The 16412-nt window shown below is 65.0% G+C and carries 14 protein-coding genes and 1 pseudogene; 8 read left to right on the forward strand and 7 right to left on the reverse strand.

Annotation, left to right across the window (positions count from 1 at the left end):
• Window positions 1-31: 31 nt before the first annotated feature.
• The 5 genes from trxA to J7I79_RS18980 all read right to left on the reverse strand — a co-directional run bounded on the left by trxA (window position 32) and on the right by J7I79_RS18980 (window position 6005).
• Window positions 32-358, reverse strand: a complete 327-nt coding sequence (trxA, locus tag J7I79_RS18960; protein ID WP_214955833.1) for a thioredoxin — start codon at window positions 356-358, stop codon at window positions 32-34.
• A 37-nt stretch (window positions 359-395) separates the two neighbouring features.
• Window positions 396-1352: a thioredoxin-disulfide reductase gene (gene trxB, locus J7I79_RS18965; RefSeq protein WP_214955836.1), complete on the reverse strand. Its 957-nt coding sequence runs from the start codon at window positions 1350-1352 to the stop codon at window positions 396-398.
• Between the two features lie 210 nt (window positions 1353-1562).
• Window positions 1563-3182 carry an ABC transporter substrate-binding protein gene (locus J7I79_RS18970; protein ID WP_214955838.1) on the reverse strand — a complete coding sequence of 540 codons (1620 nt, stop codon included), beginning with the start codon at window positions 3180-3182 and terminating at the stop codon, window positions 1563-1565.
• A 165-nt stretch (window positions 3183-3347) separates the two neighbouring features.
• Window positions 3348-5438: a murein biosynthesis integral membrane protein MurJ gene (gene murJ, locus J7I79_RS18975; protein ID WP_214955840.1), complete on the reverse strand. Its 2091-nt coding sequence runs from the start codon at window positions 5436-5438 to the stop codon at window positions 3348-3350.
• 66 nt (window positions 5439-5504) lie between these two features.
• Window positions 5505-6005, reverse strand: coding sequence for an NUDIX hydrolase (locus J7I79_RS18980; RefSeq protein WP_104174597.1), 501 nt, complete (start codon window positions 6003-6005; stop codon window positions 5505-5507).
• Between the two features lie 208 nt (window positions 6006-6213).
• Here J7I79_RS18980 and J7I79_RS18985 point away from each other — a divergent pair, with 208 nt between their 5' ends.
• The 5 genes from J7I79_RS18985 (at window position 6214) to J7I79_RS19005 (ending at window position 12239) form a co-directional block, all read left to right on the forward strand.
• Complete coding sequence (locus J7I79_RS18985) at window positions 6214-7707, forward strand: CCA tRNA nucleotidyltransferase (protein ID WP_214955842.1); 1494 nt, start codon at window positions 6214-6216, stop codon at window positions 7705-7707.
• 3 nt (window positions 7708-7710) lie between these two features.
• Entirely contained in the window at window positions 7711-8292 is a 582-nt protein-coding gene (locus tag J7I79_RS18990) for a histidine phosphatase family protein (protein WP_214955954.1), read from the forward strand.
• Window positions 8293-8889: 597 nt separating this feature from the next.
• The gene (locus J7I79_RS18995; RefSeq protein WP_146072343.1) at window positions 8890-9135 is read left to right on the forward strand and encodes a hypothetical protein; all 246 of its coding nucleotides are present in this window, start codon (window positions 8890-8892) and stop codon (window positions 9133-9135) included.
• 202 nt (window positions 9136-9337) lie between these two features.
• Window positions 9338-10807, forward strand: a complete 1470-nt coding sequence (locus J7I79_RS19000) for a glycosyltransferase family 87 protein (protein WP_214955851.1) — start codon at window positions 9338-9340, stop codon at window positions 10805-10807.
• On the forward strand, window positions 10800-12239 hold the full coding sequence (locus J7I79_RS19005) for an NAD(P)/FAD-dependent oxidoreductase (protein WP_214955853.1): 1440 nt from the start codon (window positions 10800-10802) through the stop codon (window positions 12237-12239). Before J7I79_RS19000 ends, J7I79_RS19005 begins: the two co-directional genes overlap by 8 nt.
• Window positions 12240-12248: 9 nt before the next feature.
• Here the strand turns inward: J7I79_RS19005 and J7I79_RS19010 are convergent, their stop codons facing one another.
• Window positions 12249-12899, reverse strand: coding sequence for an NAD(P)-dependent oxidoreductase (locus J7I79_RS19010; RefSeq protein WP_214955855.1), 651 nt, complete (start codon window positions 12897-12899; stop codon window positions 12249-12251).
• Between the two features lie 122 nt (window positions 12900-13021).
• Between J7I79_RS19010 and J7I79_RS19015 the strand changes: the two genes are divergently transcribed.
• Window positions 13022-13384, forward strand: a complete 363-nt coding sequence (locus tag J7I79_RS19015; RefSeq protein ID WP_214955956.1) for a helix-turn-helix domain-containing protein — start codon at window positions 13022-13024, stop codon at window positions 13382-13384.
• On the opposite strand, the pseudogene J7I79_RS19020 reads toward J7I79_RS19015, so the two are convergent.
• Window positions 13345-13791, reverse strand: a pseudogene (locus J7I79_RS19020) (ATP-binding cassette domain-containing protein); the annotation flags it as partial. The gene J7I79_RS19015 and the pseudogene J7I79_RS19020 sit on opposite strands and share 40 nt — an antisense overlap.
• On the opposite strand from J7I79_RS19020, the gene J7I79_RS19025 reads away from it, so the two are divergent.
• Window positions 13777-14352 (forward strand): response regulator transcription factor, encoded by a 576-nt coding sequence (locus tag J7I79_RS19025; protein ID WP_285291478.1) that lies wholly within the window; start codon window positions 13777-13779, stop codon window positions 14350-14352. The pseudogene J7I79_RS19020 and the gene J7I79_RS19025 sit on opposite strands and share 15 nt — an antisense overlap.
• A 54-nt stretch (window positions 14353-14406) precedes the next feature.
• On the forward strand, window positions 14407-16401 hold the full coding sequence (locus J7I79_RS19030; protein ID WP_214955860.1) for a penicillin-binding transpeptidase domain-containing protein: 1995 nt from the start codon (window positions 14407-14409) through the stop codon (window positions 16399-16401).
• The last annotated feature ends 11 nt before the right edge of the window (window positions 16402-16412 follow it).

Genomic DNA, 16412 nt, shown 5'->3' on the forward strand with positions numbered 1-16412 from the left:
ATTAACAGACACAACCTAGGCGGTCAACGAGCTACGACAGGACGTCGGCGAATTCCTTCTCGAAGAACTGCTTCGGCTTGGCGCCGATGACGGTGTTCTTCACCTCGCCATCCTGGAACAGGTAGACGGCCGGAATTGAGGTGATGCCGTACTCGGCTGCGATAGCCGGGTTGTCGTCAACGTTTACCTTGACGACATTGACCTTCTCGCTGTACTCAACGGAGATCTCGTCCAGGATCGGGCCCAGCTTGCGGCAGGGACCGCACCATTCGGCCCAGAAGTCCACGATGACCGGCTTGTCGGCCGACAGTACATCCGTGCTGAAACTTGCGTCCGTTACGTCTTTTGCGTTGCTCATTAGCTTGTTGTTTCCCTTCGGATCAATAGTGCGCTGTTTAGGCGTGGAAGTCTGCGAGGTAGTGCTCGACATCGATGGCTGCAACGCAGCCCGAGCCGGACGCAGTGATTGCCTGGCGGTACGTGGGGTCCACAACGTCGCCGGCTGCGAATACGCCCTTGACGCTCGTCTTGGAACTGCGGCCCTCGACGGCGATGGTCCCCTCCGGAGTGAGGTCCAGCGTGTCCTTGATCAGGTCGGTGCGGGGATCGTTTCCAATGGCCACGAAGGCGCCCGTCACAGCCAGCTCCGACTCGGTGCCGTCCACAAGGTTCTTCAGCTTCAGGCCGGTGACCTTGTCTCCACCGAGGACGTCCTCAACGGCGGTGTTCCACACGAAATCAATCTTCTCGTGGGCCTGTGCGCGGTCCGCCATGATCTTGGAGGCCCTCAGCGTGTCCCGGCGGTGAACGACGGTGACTGACTTGGCGAACTTGGTGAGGAACAGTGCTTCCTCCATGGCGGAGTCTCCGCCGCCGATAACGGCGATATCCTGATCCTTGAAGAAGAAACCGTCGCAGGTTGCACACCAGCTAACGCCGTGGCCTGACAGTCGCTTCTCGTTCGGAAGGCCGAGCTCGCGGTAAGCCGATCCGGTGGAGAGGATGATGGCGCGGGCCTGGAAGGTCTCCCCCGTGGCGATGGTGACGGTCTTGACGTCGCCGTCGAGGTCCAGTGCGGTGACGTCCTCGAACTGGATCTCCGTGCCGAAACGGGCGGCCTGCTTTTCGAAGTTCTCCATCAGGTCCGGGCCCATGATGCCCTCAGGGAACCCGGGGTAGTTCTCCACGTCGGTGGTGTTCATCAGTTCCCCACCGGCGGTGACGGAACCGGCAAGGAGCAGCGGCTTCAGGTTGGCTCGTGCCGTATAGACTGCAGCCGTGTAGCCTGCAGGGCCGGAGCCGACGATGATGACATCACGTACCTGGGACGCGGTGTTTTCTGCGTTGCTCACTGAACGGTGAACCTCTTCCTTAGTCGATGCGCCTGCTTTTGCTGGCCGGCCACATGGCACAACCCATTGTTGGTGCTGAATATTCCGGGGAAGGCGGTAGCCCAACAAGACGCCACAACTCAGGGTACCGTCTCGTCGGGCCGGGAGTCGGCGTGTTACCGGGCCTCGAGCGCGTTCATGAACCCGTTGCTGCCGGGTGCGTGGGGCTGCCTACTGGACCTTGATCTCGGCGAGACGGAGTCCGTAGCCGAAGCGTGTCTTGGGCGCCGCCAGCTTGGGGAGGTTCTTGATGGTCACAATCACATACTGCGCCGTCACAGGCTCAGACAGCGGCATGGTCAGGTCCGGCGAGGTGAAGCTGTTGCTTCCAACCTGTTTGGCGCCCTCCATGGACGGGCGGTCATTCGTCAGCACACTGATGCTGCCGCCGGAACCGCCCAGCTGGCTAAGGGTGATGGAAGAGACTTTCGATGGACTCTTCAGTTTGACGACGAGGGACACATCAGGAGCCAGGCCGCCCCAGTTGTCCGTGGCGAACTCCATATCCGACCAGTAGCTTGCACCGTTGCCGTCAAAGGTCTTTGACAGGTCGCCGTCATAGGTGGCGGCAAAGTCAAAGTCGCCCAGGCGGGATACTCCGTCGACCGCCGGCGGGCCTACCACCGGTGAGGAGGACTGGCTCGGGGTGGCCTCCCCTGACGTCTGCGGCTGGGACGCACCGGAGGTTCCCGGGGCAGGATTGCCCTGGGGCTCGCTCTTGAACAGGCTTCCCAGGTTGGATACGGCAAAGATGAGGCCCACTACCAGTACGGCGGCCAGCAGCCCGCCCACGAGCCATCGCATTGACCGGGGCTCGCGCTCCACAGGCTCGTCGTCGTCGTAGTATTCGTCTGTCTCGTCGTCCCGACTGTTTCGGGCAAAAGCCGGGAAAGTGCCGGCCATGCGCTCCCGCGCCGTCTTGGCGGGTCCGGTGGCGGGGGCCGCTTCCGCTTCATCCCCGTAGTCATAGTCATCGTCGGCCCACAGGGACACCTTTGGAGATTCCGCAGCCGGAGCCTGGGCCTTTAGCGCTTCGGTGTTCCGCGGTTCGCTGGGCGCTGATGCCGGTGTACTGGCCTGCGGGGAAACGGCCTGGTGCGGGGTGGTCGCCTGGGGCGCAGTGGAAGGATCCCTGGACGATTTGCCCGCTGCTGCCGCTCCGGCAGCAAGCCCGGCGGCCCCGGCTGCACCGGCGGCTGCAGCCCCGGCCCCGGGTCCGCGTCCATTGGCAGCACCGGCGCCGGAGGAGCCAAGGGAGGGCGCCGACGACGGGCGCGCCGGTGCAGCGCGAGGCGGCACCACCGGGGGCGTCGACTGTTTGCCGTCCTGGCTTGCGGGCTTGTTGTTGCCGTAATTGATGTAGCCGGCGTCGACCTCTTCTTCGTCGTAGAGGCCGTCATAGGTCTCGGGCTCGTGGGACCGCGCCTGGCCGAAAATCTCACTTCCGAGGGTGTCGGTAAAGAACGGCTCGACGTAGGGCGGGTGAGCCGCAACCACAAGGTCCAGGAGGTCGGCAGCCGATGTGTGGTTGGTGATCAGGTAGGTTGTGGAATCGCTGACGCCAAGGTCCAGGATCTGGACATTTCCCGGACGTTCTCCGGTGGCAACCTCGCGGGCGCTTTGGGCCACCTGCTCCGCATTGTCCGGACCCGCAACCAGGATGCTCACCGGCCGGTTGAGGACTTGGTCAACACCATCCAGCACCAGATCATGGTCGTGTGAGGTCAATACGGTGGCGGTGACCTTGTAGCGGCCGCCGAGCACTGATCCAACATCGATCGGGTGGGACACGGGTTCCTCCTAGACTGTCCGGCGAATCGCCGCCTCGGTCATGCCAAAGCGTATCCACCGGTTAGCCGGTTAATTTCTGGTCTGTAATTACCCTAGTTAGCTTCTGATCCTAGCCGATGGAGCATAACGGCCGTGTGAGACAGGCGCTGTGAAACCGCCGCATTGTCACCTTTTCTTCCTCCGGTGCCTGCTGAAGTGCGGGTTGCGGCCAGCCGTTCCCTGGAACGTCCTGCGGCCAGGCAACGGGATCTCCTCACGCATGATGCTTCCGCGGGCGGTGTTGGGCACTTCCTCTGCCGGGAGGTATTCGTCCGCGGACGCCGGACCCTGCCCGTCGTGGTGCTGTACCGGTTCTTCAACCTGGGGTCCCGCACGGAACGACGCGGCGTCGAACTCTCCGGAAATCCTGGGAATCAGGCCGGTGTCGACCGAAACCGTGGCGCGCTCCGCCGTCGTCCGTCCCCGTGCCGCAGGGGTGCCCGCCGGCGTCCCCGCGGACGATTCCGCCGGTCCGGCGGCGGCGGGGGCTGAGCGCCGGCCCAGGCGGCCGAGCAGGGGCTGCAGCAGGTCGCGAAGTTCGGTGACGCGGAAAAGTTTGAGCAGCAACAGGTACGCCACGAGCATCACGGGCCCGACGACGACAATTGTCACCAAGGCCTCGATCCTGCCGCTCCAGGCAAACCCATCGGCACTGTAGCTACCCATGAGCCAAAGCGCACCGGCACCAGCCACAGCGGAACCGAGCGCCGCGTAACCCATCCGGATGTAGGAGTTGGCGATCCGGGGACCGTCCAGATGACCCAGCAGGCGGCGGAGGAAGAACGCGCTCACAACCACCGACAGGATGTTTCCGCCCGTGTACAGGATGGCAATGGCGAAGATGATCTGGTCGAAGGGCAGGAACTGAATGCTGAACGCCGCCACGACGTTGACGAGGGCCAGCACGAGCTGGATGTAGAACGGCGTTCGGGCGTCCTCGTTGGCGTAGAAGACCCGGGACATCATGAAGTTGGCGCTCATGAAAGGCGTGCTGAGCGCCAGGATGGTGAGCGTCTGGGCGAGCATCACGCCGTCCTGCTCTTTTCCGCCCGAGAAGAACATGCCCAGCGGCCCGGCGAGGGCGAACAGCGCCAGTGCCCCGAAGACCGTGGCCACTGCCATGGTCCTGAGGCCGTGAGACAGCGCGTCCCGCAGCTCGGCCCGGTTACCGTCCTGGACTGCCCTGGTCATCCGGTTGAACAGCACGGTCGCGAGGGACAGGGCAATGATGGAGTGTGGCAGCAAGTACAGCTGGCTGGCCACCTCCAGGACGGCGTTGCCGGGCAGGGTGGCAGCAGCGGTGAGGTCCCCCGCGTGCTCAAGGCGAAGCCGCTCGGCACCCGGAATGGTGGCAATGCGCATCACGTACAGGAAAGCGAGCTGCCCGACGGCGGCAGTGAGCAGCGTCCACACGCTCAGTTTTGCGGCCTGTCCCAGGCCCACCCCGCGCCAGCCGAACCTGGGCCGGAGCCGCAGCCTGAGCCTGAACACCGGAATCAGCAGAATGGCCGTCTGGGCCACCACACCGATGGTGGAGAAGCCGGCCACCAGGAAGGTCTGGGTGGGGCCCCAGTTGTCCAGTGTGTGGGGATTACTCAAGTTGGGTCCGAGGATCCAGATGAACATGCCCAGGCCGGCAATGGCCACGATGTTGTTCAGGATGGGCGCCCACATGGCCGGACCGAAGGCCCCGTTGGCGTTCAGCACCTGCGTCAGCAGGGCATACAGGCCGTAGAAGAAGATCTGCGGCAGGCACCAGAACGCGAAGGACACCGCGAGTGATTTCTGTTCAGGTGAGTACCCCTGCGTGGTCAGCTCAATGACCCACGGAGCCAGGAGGGTGACGAGCAGGGTCAGGCTCACAAGCACCAGGACAGCCAGTGTGAGGAGCCGGCTGATGTAGTCCGCTCCCCGGTCCGGTGCCTTGCTGGCCTTGATGATCTGGGGCACCAGGACGGCGTTGAACACGCCGCCGGCCACGAGCAGGAAGATCAGGTTCGGCAGGTTGTTGGCATTGATGAACGTGTCATTGACGGTGGATCCGAGGCCAAGGGCAAAACCCAGCATCCATGTCTTACCGAAGCCAAGGAAGCGGGAGACCAGGGTCCCTGCCGCCATGATGGCGCTGGAACGGGCCTCTCCTCGTTGGACGGCCCGGGAATCGGCCTGGGATTCGGCCGAGCCTGGCTCGGGAGTGGCTGGATTGGCTGCTGACATGGCCTTCATCGTCTCAAAGGTGCGCAGTTACGCACGCGGGCGCTTCATGGAATCCGTCACATGGCCTCAGAGGTGTTCCGGCAGGACTTCTCTGGCGAGGTCGGCAATGCGGCGCTCATTCGGAAAAGAGAGCTTGCGTGCGAGCTCCTGGATGGGTACCCACGCGACATCCACGGCTTCCTGGTCGGGATCGTTTTCGATGGTCAGCTCGCCGCCCGTGGCCCGAAGCAGGTAGTGGTGGACGGTCTTGTGGACCCGGTGCCCGCTGACGGTGAACCAGTAGTCGATACTGCCGAGCGGCGCCAGGATGTTGCCGCTGATGCCCGTTTCCTCGGCGATCTCGCGGACTGCCGCTTCCTCGTTCTTTTCCTTGCCCTCAGGGTGGCCCTTCGGCAGGCACCATTCGAGGCGGCCGCCGCGGTTAAGGCGGGCGATAATCGCAACCCTCAGCTCGCCGTCGGACGTGTCAACAACAACGCCTCCGGCGGAGACTTCTTCGACAGTAGGCAGCGAGGCCGGCCCCGGGTGCTGGGCGGGCGCGACATGGGCACCGATTGCCGACGGCAACGGTGGGTTTGTCCTCCTGCCTGGAGCACTCGGTACGGGATGGGCCATGAAGTCCACTCTAACGACTCTTGCCCCTTGGTGATGACCGGAACATGACAAGAAAGTGGACTGCGTGTGACGCAGTTTCCGGAACCCGCGGCGTAACGGCATGGTTCCGCGGCCCCTATTGGTGCTTGTTGGCGTGGTTTTCTGACAAGCTTAAGTAACTATGGCGCACGCACATCAAAAGTCCGACTCCCACACCGTCGATTTCCAGGTGGACCCGGTGGTCCTGGAGCTCGGGCAGCGCTTCGTCGACGCCGGCCATGAACTGTCGCTGGTGGGCGGGCCCGTGCGTGACCTTTTCCTGGGCAGGCTCTCCCCCGACCTCGACTTCACCACGGACGCCACGCCGGACCAGACCCTGGCGCTGATCCGTAAATGGGCGGACAACTTCTGGGAGATCGGACGGGCGTTCGGGACGATCGGCATGAAGAAATCCGGCTTCCAGATCGAGATCACCACCTACCGCGCCGAGGCGTACGACCCGGAGTCGCGCAAGCCCGCCGTCGCGTTCGGCTCATCCTTGACGGATGACCTCCTTCGACGGGACTTCACCATCAATGCCATGGCGCTGCGGCTGCCCTCGATGGAACTCGTGGACCCTTTCGGTGGAGTCCGCGACCTCCACGCCTCCGTGCTGGCCACTCCCGGCGCCCCCGAGACATCCTTTTCCGATGACCCGCTGCGCATGATGCGGGCGGCCCGCTTTGCCTCCCAGCTTGGTGTGGCGGTCCGCGACGACGTGAAGCAGGCCATGACGCAGATGGCGGAGCGGATCACCATCATTTCCGCGGAGCGGATCCGCGAGGAGCTCGTGAAACTCATCTGCGGAACCCACCCGCGCGTGGGCATAGACCTCCTGGTGGACACGGGCCTGGCCGAATTCGTCCTGCCGGAAGTTTCCGCCCTGCGCCTGGAGGCTGACGAACACCACCGGCACAAGGACGTCTACCAGCACTCCCTCCAGGTGCTTGAGCAGGCCGTAGGGATGGAAACCGGGGGCCCTGAGGGCCCCGTGCCCAGCCCGGATTTTGTCCTGCGGTTTGCGGCACTGATGCACGACGTCGGCAAGCCGGCTACGCGCCGTTTTGAGCCGGGCGGCGCGGTGAGCTTCCGCCACCACGACATGGTGGGCTCCAAACTGACAAAGAAACGGATGAAAGCCCTCCGCTTCGATAACGACACCATCAAGGCTGTGGCACGGCTGGTCGAGCTGCACATGCGCTTCTACGGCTACGGCGAGGCCGGCTGGAGCGACTCCGCGGTCCGCCGCTACGTGACCGACGCGGGGCCCCTCTTGGACCGCCTGCATCTGCTGACACGGTCGGACGTGACCACCCGCAACCAGCGCAAGGCGGACCGGCTATCCTTCGCCTATGACGACCTTGAAGCGCGCATCGCGGCGCTGCGGGAACAGGAATCACTGGAAGCAGTCCGGCCCGACCTCGACGGCGGCCAGATCATGGCCTTGCTTGGCCTGAAACCCGGGCCCGTGGTGGGCAAGGCCTATAAGTTCCTGCTTGATCAGCGCATGGAGTACGGCCCGCTCGAACCTGCAGTAGCCGAGGCAAAGCTGCGTGAGTGGTGGGCGGACCAGCCTGAAGCCGCCCAACAGGAGCCGGCCGCCGGCGTCGAACTTTCCACTACCGAGGAGTCATAAGTGATGTCGTTCAACAGCACTGCCCGCCCCCAGCTCTGGATCCTGCGCCATGGTGAAACCGAATGGTCAAAGAGCGGCCAGTACACCGGACTCACGGACCTTCCCCTGACGGTCGAAGGCGAGCAGCAGGCCGTGGAGGCACGGAAGGTCCTCGATAGCGTCGATTTCGACCTGGTGCTGACCTCGCCGCTGCGGCGGGCACGCCGGACGGCGGAACTTGCAGGCTTCCCCGACGCCGAACAGGAACCCCTCGCGGTGGAATGGAACTACGGCGACTATGAAGGCATCAGTTCGGACCTGATCCGCAAGGACAACCCGGAGTATCTGATCTGGACCCACGGTGTACCCAACGGCGAGGCCTTGGAGGAAGTGGCAGCGCGGGCGGACAAGATCGTGGCCCGCGTGCTGGAATCCGGTCTCGACAACGTGCTCATTGTGGCCCACGGACACTTCTCCAGGATCCTGACCGCGCGCTGGCTCGGACTGGACCCGCAAGAAGGCCGGCACTTCATCCTGGGGACGGCGAAGGTCTGCACCTTGGGGTGGGATAAGAAGACCCCCGCTGTGGTCCGCTGGGGACTATAAAGACGATTTATCAAATATCTCGAAGAATCTTCTAAATTCAGTAGGCAAAAGCCCTGAGCCTAGTGTAATTTTATTCCTGACCCCAGTGCGTCCTGCCAGGGTCACCGGCGCGCGTTGTCCAGTTAGTCGACTGGGCGGCGGCATAGCAGAAAAGGAGGTTGGGAAATGATTACTTTGACTAGCGGATGGAAGATGACCATCACCGCGTCCCCGGCCTCTGTTGCTGAATCGCGCCCAAATCACGGACTGACCGTCTCCTGACCCACTGACTCCGGCCTTGCGGCCGAGGTATCGGTGACCGGCTTCCTGACAAAGGAAGCCGTGCGGCAGGCGGCCGTCCGCGCGGGCCCGTGCGGTTGCGCAACACCACCCCATAATTCGAAACCCAGCTTCTTGTTGGGGCGGCGGCGTAACTGCATCCAGGGGCCATCCTTCGCCCAGCGAACCCCACCAATTACCAGCGCATTCTTTGCGCGGGTACATTCACCGGGCATTTCCCTGCCTTTATTCAAGCCATTAATTCGCGAAATTAACTGGCCCTAATTGTCATGCCCAACTCCAAGAGAATTCACTATTCAACCAATCAAAGGATCCAGTGTGAGCACCACAGTCAGCACCCCTGTCAGCACGACCGAGGCAAAGCGCCGCGTCGAACCCCGCCGCGTCCGGCACCGGCGAAACACACCCCGAAAGGAGGTAACCATGATGAAAAGACTCCGTAGCGTTCTGCGCCTTGGCTGGAGGCCTGCCCTGAAGGACAAGACGCTGTTCGACGGCCAGCTCCTCGACCAGAAACGTGAAGACGTGTACGTCGTAATGCACCAAATGGGCGTCATCCGCTGAGGCAGGACCCTCGTTTCTGAACTTCCCGGGCTGCAGCCGGGAACGGATCAACCAGGAGGACCTGATGGCGGCAACCGATCTCCATGCACAAAAAGCCCACGCGGCAACGCGTGGGCTTTTTGTTTTGCCGGAGCCGCTCCCCCGGGCGGGCCAAGCCGCTACGGGGACCCTGATCCCCTAAACACGACGGTAAGCTCGAGGAATGCAGGAGACTATGCCGCCGGCGCACCGAAAACGGTCCCGCCTGGTTATCCCGAGCCGAAGCGATCTCCTGCTCAGGAACTTCACCGAGCTGATCGGCGGCCCCATGGGCCGCCGGGCTGCACCGGGCATCGTCTCGCCCGGAATATTCAGCGTCGAACGCGTCCTCATCGTCCTCACCGTGCTGGCCGCCCTGGCAGGTGTCCTGGTCAAGAACTACTGCCGGGCAAACGGCTGGGATTCGCCGGGCCAGTTCTATTCCACCTGCTACTCGGATTTCCCGGAACTTTTCCGCAACCGCGGCCTGGGCGACGGCACCTTCCCCTTTTTCAGCGAGGGCAGTTTCTTCGAATATCCCGTCCTGATGGGAATTATTGCGGGGCTGACAGCCATGTTGGTCCCCGGGCAGGGCGCCACCGATGCCCGCATCCTCGGCTACTTCGACGTCAACGCCACACTGATCGCCGCCGTCTGGATCGTTACGGTCCTGGCCACCGCGCGCATGAGCCGCCGCAGGCCGTGGGATGCGGCCATGGTTGCCGTCGCACCCGGAATCATCCTCGCCGGAGTTATCAACTGGGACATGTGGGCGGTCGGACTGCTGGCCGTCGGGATGTACTTCTTCTCGCGCGAACGGCTGGTGCTGGCCGGCATCCTCATCGGATTGGGCACGGCCACCAAGCTGTATCCGGTCCTGGTTTTCGGCGCGATCCTCCTGCTGGCCCTTCGCACGGGGAAGATCCGTCCTCTACTGGTCACGGCCGCCGCAGCCGCAGCGGCCTGGCTCGCCGTCAACATCCCCATTGCCGCCATGAACCCCTCCGGCTGGAAATACTTCTACCAATTCACGGAGGACCGCCCGGCCGGATACAGCTCCCCCTGGTTCGCGTACAACCTTGTGGCCGGACGCCTGCAATGGCCGGTCCTGGGGCCGGAGGCGATCAACGCCCTCGCCCTCAACCTCTTCCTCATCAGCTGCGTGCTCATCGCAGGCCTGGCCCTGACGGCACCCCGCCGCCCCCGGTTGGCACAGCTGGCGTTCCTGATTGTGGCGGCCTTTATCCTGACGAACAAGGTGTACTCGCCGCAGTTCGTCATCTGGCTGATCCCCCTGCTGGCCCTGGCCCGCCCGCGCTGGCGCGACTTCCTCATTTGGCAGGGCATAGAAGGACTGCACTGGGCGGCCGTGTGGATGTATCTGGGACAGGTGACCAGCGGAGGCCCGACGCAGCACAATATCGATATGCCGTACTACGTACTGGCGGTGGGCCTGCACATGATTGCCACGGCATACCTTATGGTCCGCGTGGCATGGGATATCTGGGACCCGGGTTACGACGTCATCCGCCGCCATGCCCTGGACGATCCGCAGGGCGGCCCGTTCGGCGGCGCCCGGGACTGGCTGCGGTTTAACCCGGGAGATCCCGCCTCTTCGGTCCTCCCCTGGCGGCGGGCGGCCAGCAATGCCTGACGTCGCCGTCGTCGGCTCCGGTCCCAACGGACTCGCCGCTGCGGTGACAATGGCCCGCGCGGGCCTCAAGGTGCATGTGTTTGAGGCGGCCGGCACCCCTGGCGGCGGACTCCGGACGTCCGAGCTGATGCAGCCGGGGCACCTGCATGACATTTGCTCGGCCGTGCAGCCCATGGCGCTTGCGTCGCCGTTCTTCCGGGCGTTCGAGCTGTCCCGGCGCGTGGAGCTCATCACGCCGGAGCTCTCCTTCGGGTCGCCCCTGGATGGCGGCCGGGCTGCCCTGGCATACCACTCCCTGGACCGGACGGTTGCAGGGCTGGGGCGCGACGGCCCCGCCTACCGCCGCCTGATGGCACCTCTCGTGCGCCGGGCGAACGGCGTAGCCGACTTCACCCTCAACCAACTCCTGCGCATCCCGCACGATCCGCTTGCAGCCATCCTCTTCGGGCTGCGGACGCTCGAACAGGGTTCAGCGGCATGGGGTGCCAGATTCCGGGACGAGCTGGCGCCGGCACTCCTGACCGGTGTTGCCGCGCACTCCGTGGGACGGCTGCCGTCGCTGGCACCTTCGGGAGCCGGGCTGATGCTCGGGACGCTGGCCCACGCGCAGGGCTGGCCAATACCCGTGGGCGGGTCCGTGTCGATCGCCCGTGCCATGGTCCGGGACATCGAAGCCCATGGCGGGACCGTCGAGACCGGGCGGTCGATCGGCTCCCTGGAGGAGCTGCCGGCGGCCAAGGCGACGCTCCTGGATATTGCGCCGCCTGCACTGCTCAGGCTCGCCGGGGACAGCTTGCCTTCCGGTTACCGCCGGTCGCTCGAGTCTTTCCGCTTCGGCAACGCCGCCTGCAAAGTGGACTTCATCCTGTCCGGACCTGTGCCGTGGGCCGCAGCCGGATTGGCCGACGCCGGAACAGTCCATGTGGGCGGCTCACGCGCCGAGATGGCCGAGGCCGAAAACCTTGTGGCTGCTGGGAAGCACCCGGAGCGGCCCTACGTGCTGGTGTCCCAGCCGTCACGGTTTGACGCCTCCCGCGCTCCGGAGGGGCGGCATATCCTGTGGACCTACTGCCACGTTCCTGCGGGTTCAACGGTTGATATGACGGAGGCGGTTTCGGCCCAGTTGGAACGGTTCGCCCCGGGTTTCCGGGACCTCGTGGTCCAGGTCCACGTCACGACGGCGGCCGGGCTGGCCGAGTACAACCAGAACTACGTCGGCGGAGATTTCGCTGCCGGACTGATGGATCTCCGCGGGCTGATCCAGCGGCCGGTCATCAGCCCCGTGCCGTGGCGCACTCCGCTGGCCGGTGTGTACCTCTGTTCCTCGTCGACCCCGCCAGGTCCGGGTGTGACCGGCATGCCGGGCTTCCATGCCGCTAAATATGCCCTCAAGGACATATTCGGGCTGCCGGTGCCCCGGCTGGGCCTCTAGCACTCCAGTTCAGGAGACGGGATAGGCGGGAGCGTCCCGGGCCAACGCTCCTTCAGGGTTTGCCACCGTGAAGCGGGCACGGTGATGGGACGGGGTCTCCAACTCGTCCAGCATCGCCACGGCAAAGTCCTGAGTGGAGATGGAAGGGCCTGCGGGCGAATCCTTCGCCGTGACGTACATGCCGGTCCTCGGACCCGGCTGCATGACGGGCGCAGGGGCAACCACGGTCCAGTCGAGGGTCTCCGGGGCTGACCGGATCTCGTCGTAGGCGGCTGCCATGGTGCGGGCCTCGGGCCGGTACGGCTCAGGGAAATTTGGGGAATCGCATAGCCGGACACCATTGATTTCGAGCGCACCTGCACCGCCCACCACCAACAGCCGCGTATCGCCGGCGTGGCTGAAGGCGGCCGTCATGGCCGCCAGCCACTCACCGTGGTCGCCGCCTGTGCGGCTGGGCACCGTGGCCAGCACTACGGCGTCGTGATCATTGGCTATGTTGGCGAACGTGCGGACATCCGCCAATTCGGCGCTGCATGCCGTGGCACCCCGGACGGGGGCGCCTGTCCGCGTGACGGCCGTGACTTCGTGGCCCCGCCGCAGCGACTCCTTGACGATCTGGCCGCCCACCATCCCGGTGGCACCGTACACCGCAATTTTCATGCCGCTCCTAGCGTTGGTACCGTAGGACTTCACCACAGTATCTATAGGATACCGTTGGCGTCAGAGAAATGAGGTGCTGCTTGGATACCCTACTGCCCGGCCTAAGGCCAGGAGCCGACATCATGGATCCGCTGTGCCCGTCCCGCGTTATTTTCCAACGGATCGGGGACAAATGGGCGGCGCTTGTGGTCCAGGTGCTCGCGGACGGGCCCGTCCGTTTCTCCGAACTGCGCAAGCACGTCCACGTCATTACGCCCAAGGTCCTGACCCAGACCCTCAGGACGCTGGAGAGGGACGGGCTGATCACCCGGACAGTGTTCGCCCAGGTTCCCCCGCGCGTCGACTATCAACTGACCGGCCTGGGGGAGTCGCTGCTGGGCCCTCTCGCGGTCCTCCGGGAATGGGCCGAGTCAAACGTTCCCAGCATCCTGGACGCCAGGGACGCCTACGATGACGCCCGTGACGGGGCGCTGCCGGAGGGCTGACGGGCAAAGATCCGGCCATCCCGCATGGTGGCCACGGCATCCGTCAGCGGCACGAATTCGGTGTCGTGGGTGGCCATCACGGTGGCCACGCTAAATTCGTCGGTGACCTCCCGCAGGAGCCGGACAATTTCCCCGCTCCGCGAGTGGTCCAGTGCCGCCGTTGGTTCGTCCACGAGGAGTACGGCAGGACGCCCCATCAAGGCGCGCGCAATGTTCACGCGCTGGCGCTGTCCACCGGACAGCTGATGTGGGCGTTTGTTCCGGACCGGACCGAGTCCGACCCTTTCCAATAGCTCGGCTGCCCTCCGGCGCGCCGCCGCCAGTGGCCTGCCGCGCAGGTGGTCAGCCAGGAGGAGCTGGTCGACTGCCGTCAGGGACGGCAGCAGATTGGGTTGCTGGAATATGATGCAGAAGCCGCCGACGGTGCCGCGGCACTGGCCCAGCTTTCCCGGCTCCACACCCTCGGTGAGCCCGTGGACGTGGTGCTCATGGACCTGCAAATGGGTGCCGGCATGGACGGCGTCACGGCCACGGAAAAGATCAAGGCCGGTGCGGCAGGCACACCCGCACCGCCGGTGCTGATCCTTACCACCTACGATTCCGACGCCGACATCCTCGCCGCCGTCGAAGCCGGTGCCAGCGGCTACATGCTCAAGGACGCACCGCCCGAGCACATCCGGCAGGCCGTGCTGATGGCGGCGTCAGGCCACACGGCGCTGGCACCCGAGGTGGCCGCCCGGCTGATGGGCAGGATCCGGAATCCCGAACCGGCCCTGTCCGGCCGGGAGATCGAGCTGCTGCAGCTGCTGGCCACGGGACTGCCGAACCGTGCTATCGCCCGGCAGCTCTTCATTTCGGAGGCAACTGTCAAAACCCACCTGGTGCACATCTACGGCAAGCTGGGCGTGGACAACCGCACGGCGGCCATTTCGGTCGCCACGCAGCGCCGGATCATCCGCCCCGCCTGAGCGCAGCAACGCTGTGACAAGGACTTTGTCCGCGCCAACGGGCATAATGGCGCGGTGGGGAACTTTCAGAAACTTTCGCTTGCCCTTGTCGGACTCATAATTGGCGGATCGCTGGTGGCCTGCGATGACGGCCGTGCCGGTGCGCAGGACACCGCGAAGCAGCTCGCTGCGGCAGTGACGGCGCTGGATGTAGGCTCCGTTGCCTTTGACGGCAAGGACGCCGCCGCCGCCAACGAACAGCTGAAAGAGGTGTTCCAGGCGCTCGAGCCTGCCAAGCCGGCTGTTGAAAGCGGCGAGGTGAAACTGGAGAAGGACACGGCAACGGTCCCCCTGAACTACAGCTGGAAGGTCGGCTCCGATGACTGGAAGTACACCGTTTCCGCCGAACTGAAGAAGTCCGGCGACAAGTGGCTGACCGTGTGGAAGCCGGACATGCTAGTCCCCGAACTGGCGGACGGCGAAGTCCTGAGCGCAGCCGTACACTCGCCGCAGCGGGCCGAGATCCTGGGCGCCGGTGACGCGAAACTCGTCACGTACCGGCCGGTAGTGAACGTCGGCATCGACAAGCCCCAGCTGGGTTCCGCCGATCCGGCTGCGTCCGCCACCAAACTTGCCCAGCTTGTGGGAGTGGATCCCGCCGCCTACACCCAGCAGGTCCAGGCGGCCGGGGCCGAGGCCTTCGTCGCCGCCATCACCCTGCGCGAGGACGGCCGGACCGTCACGGACGCGCAGATCGCCGAGATTCCCGGCGCCCGCTCCATCCACGACTCCCTGCCGCTGGCACCCTCCCGCACTTTCGCCCGCGCCCTCCTGGGCACTGCGGCCGAGGCGAATGCCGAACAGATCGAAAAGTCCGGCGGGACCCTTAAGACCGGGGACACCACCGGCACCGGCGGGCTTCAGCAACAATACGACGCGCAACTCCGCGGCACGGATGGAGTCCAGGTCTTCGCCGAAAAGGCCGGCCTCACGGCTGAGGAGAAGCAGGCGCTTCCCAACGAGGGCCGCCGGCTCCTGTTCCAGGTTGAGATCGAGCCGGGGACGCCCGTGAAGACCACACTGGATCCGAATCTTCAGCAGCTCGCAGAAGACGTCCTTGCCGAAGTGGGTCCGGCGTCCGCCATCGTGGCCCTGCGGCCTTCCAGTGGCGCGGTCCTGGCCGCAGCGTCAGGACCGGGCAGCAACGGCTATAACACCGCAATGCTGGGCCAGTACGCCCCGGGCTCAACGTTCAAGATGGTGGATTCACTCGCCATGATCCGCAACGGCATGACCCCGGACTCCAAGGTTGAGTGCACGCCCACGCTCACGGTGGACGGCCGCACGTTCAAAAACGCCGAAGGCTATCCGGCAGGCTCCCTTGGGTCCGTCACCCTGCGCGACGCGTTTGCCCACTCCTGCAACACCGCGTTCATCTCGGCCCGGGATTCAGTCAGCCAGGCCCAGCTGGAGTCCGCAGCCACGTCCTTGGGCGTTGCCGTTGAGGCGCCCGGCCTCGGGGCCGATGCCTTCCTCGGCTCCGTCCCCGGCGAGGCTGAAGGCACCGAACATGCCGCATCCATGATTGGACAGGGCAAGGTGCTCCTGTCCCCGCTGGCAGCGGCCGTCATGGCCGGATCCGTAGCAAAGGGCTCCCCCGTCTCACCCACCCTCGTGCTCAACGCTGAAGCCGGCGCCGGCACGGCGGGCACGGACGGCACCGGAACGCCGACGGCGGACGGAACGTCGCCGTCGTTGACCTCCACTGCACCTGCGCCCGCGAAAGCCGCGGACAAGCCGATTACGGCGGCGGAGGCTGCCGCCCTGGCCGACATGATGCGTGCAGTGGTGACGTCGGGCCACGCTGGATTCCTCTCTTCCGTGCCGGGGGCACCCGTCGGCGCCAAGACAGGCACCGCCGAATTTGGCAACGAAAACCCGCCGAAGACGCACGCCTGGATTGTGGCCGTCCACGGCGACCTCGCCGTTGCCGTGTTCGTCGAGGAAGGTGGCCTTGGCGCCACCACCTCAGGCCCGCTGCTCAAGGAATTCCTGGTCGCAGCGGGGTAGTGCGCCCTTCA

Source organism: Arthrobacter sp. ISL-69 (assembly GCF_018613775.1).
Taxonomy (GTDB): Bacteria; Actinomycetota; Actinomycetes; order Actinomycetales; family Micrococcaceae; genus Arthrobacter.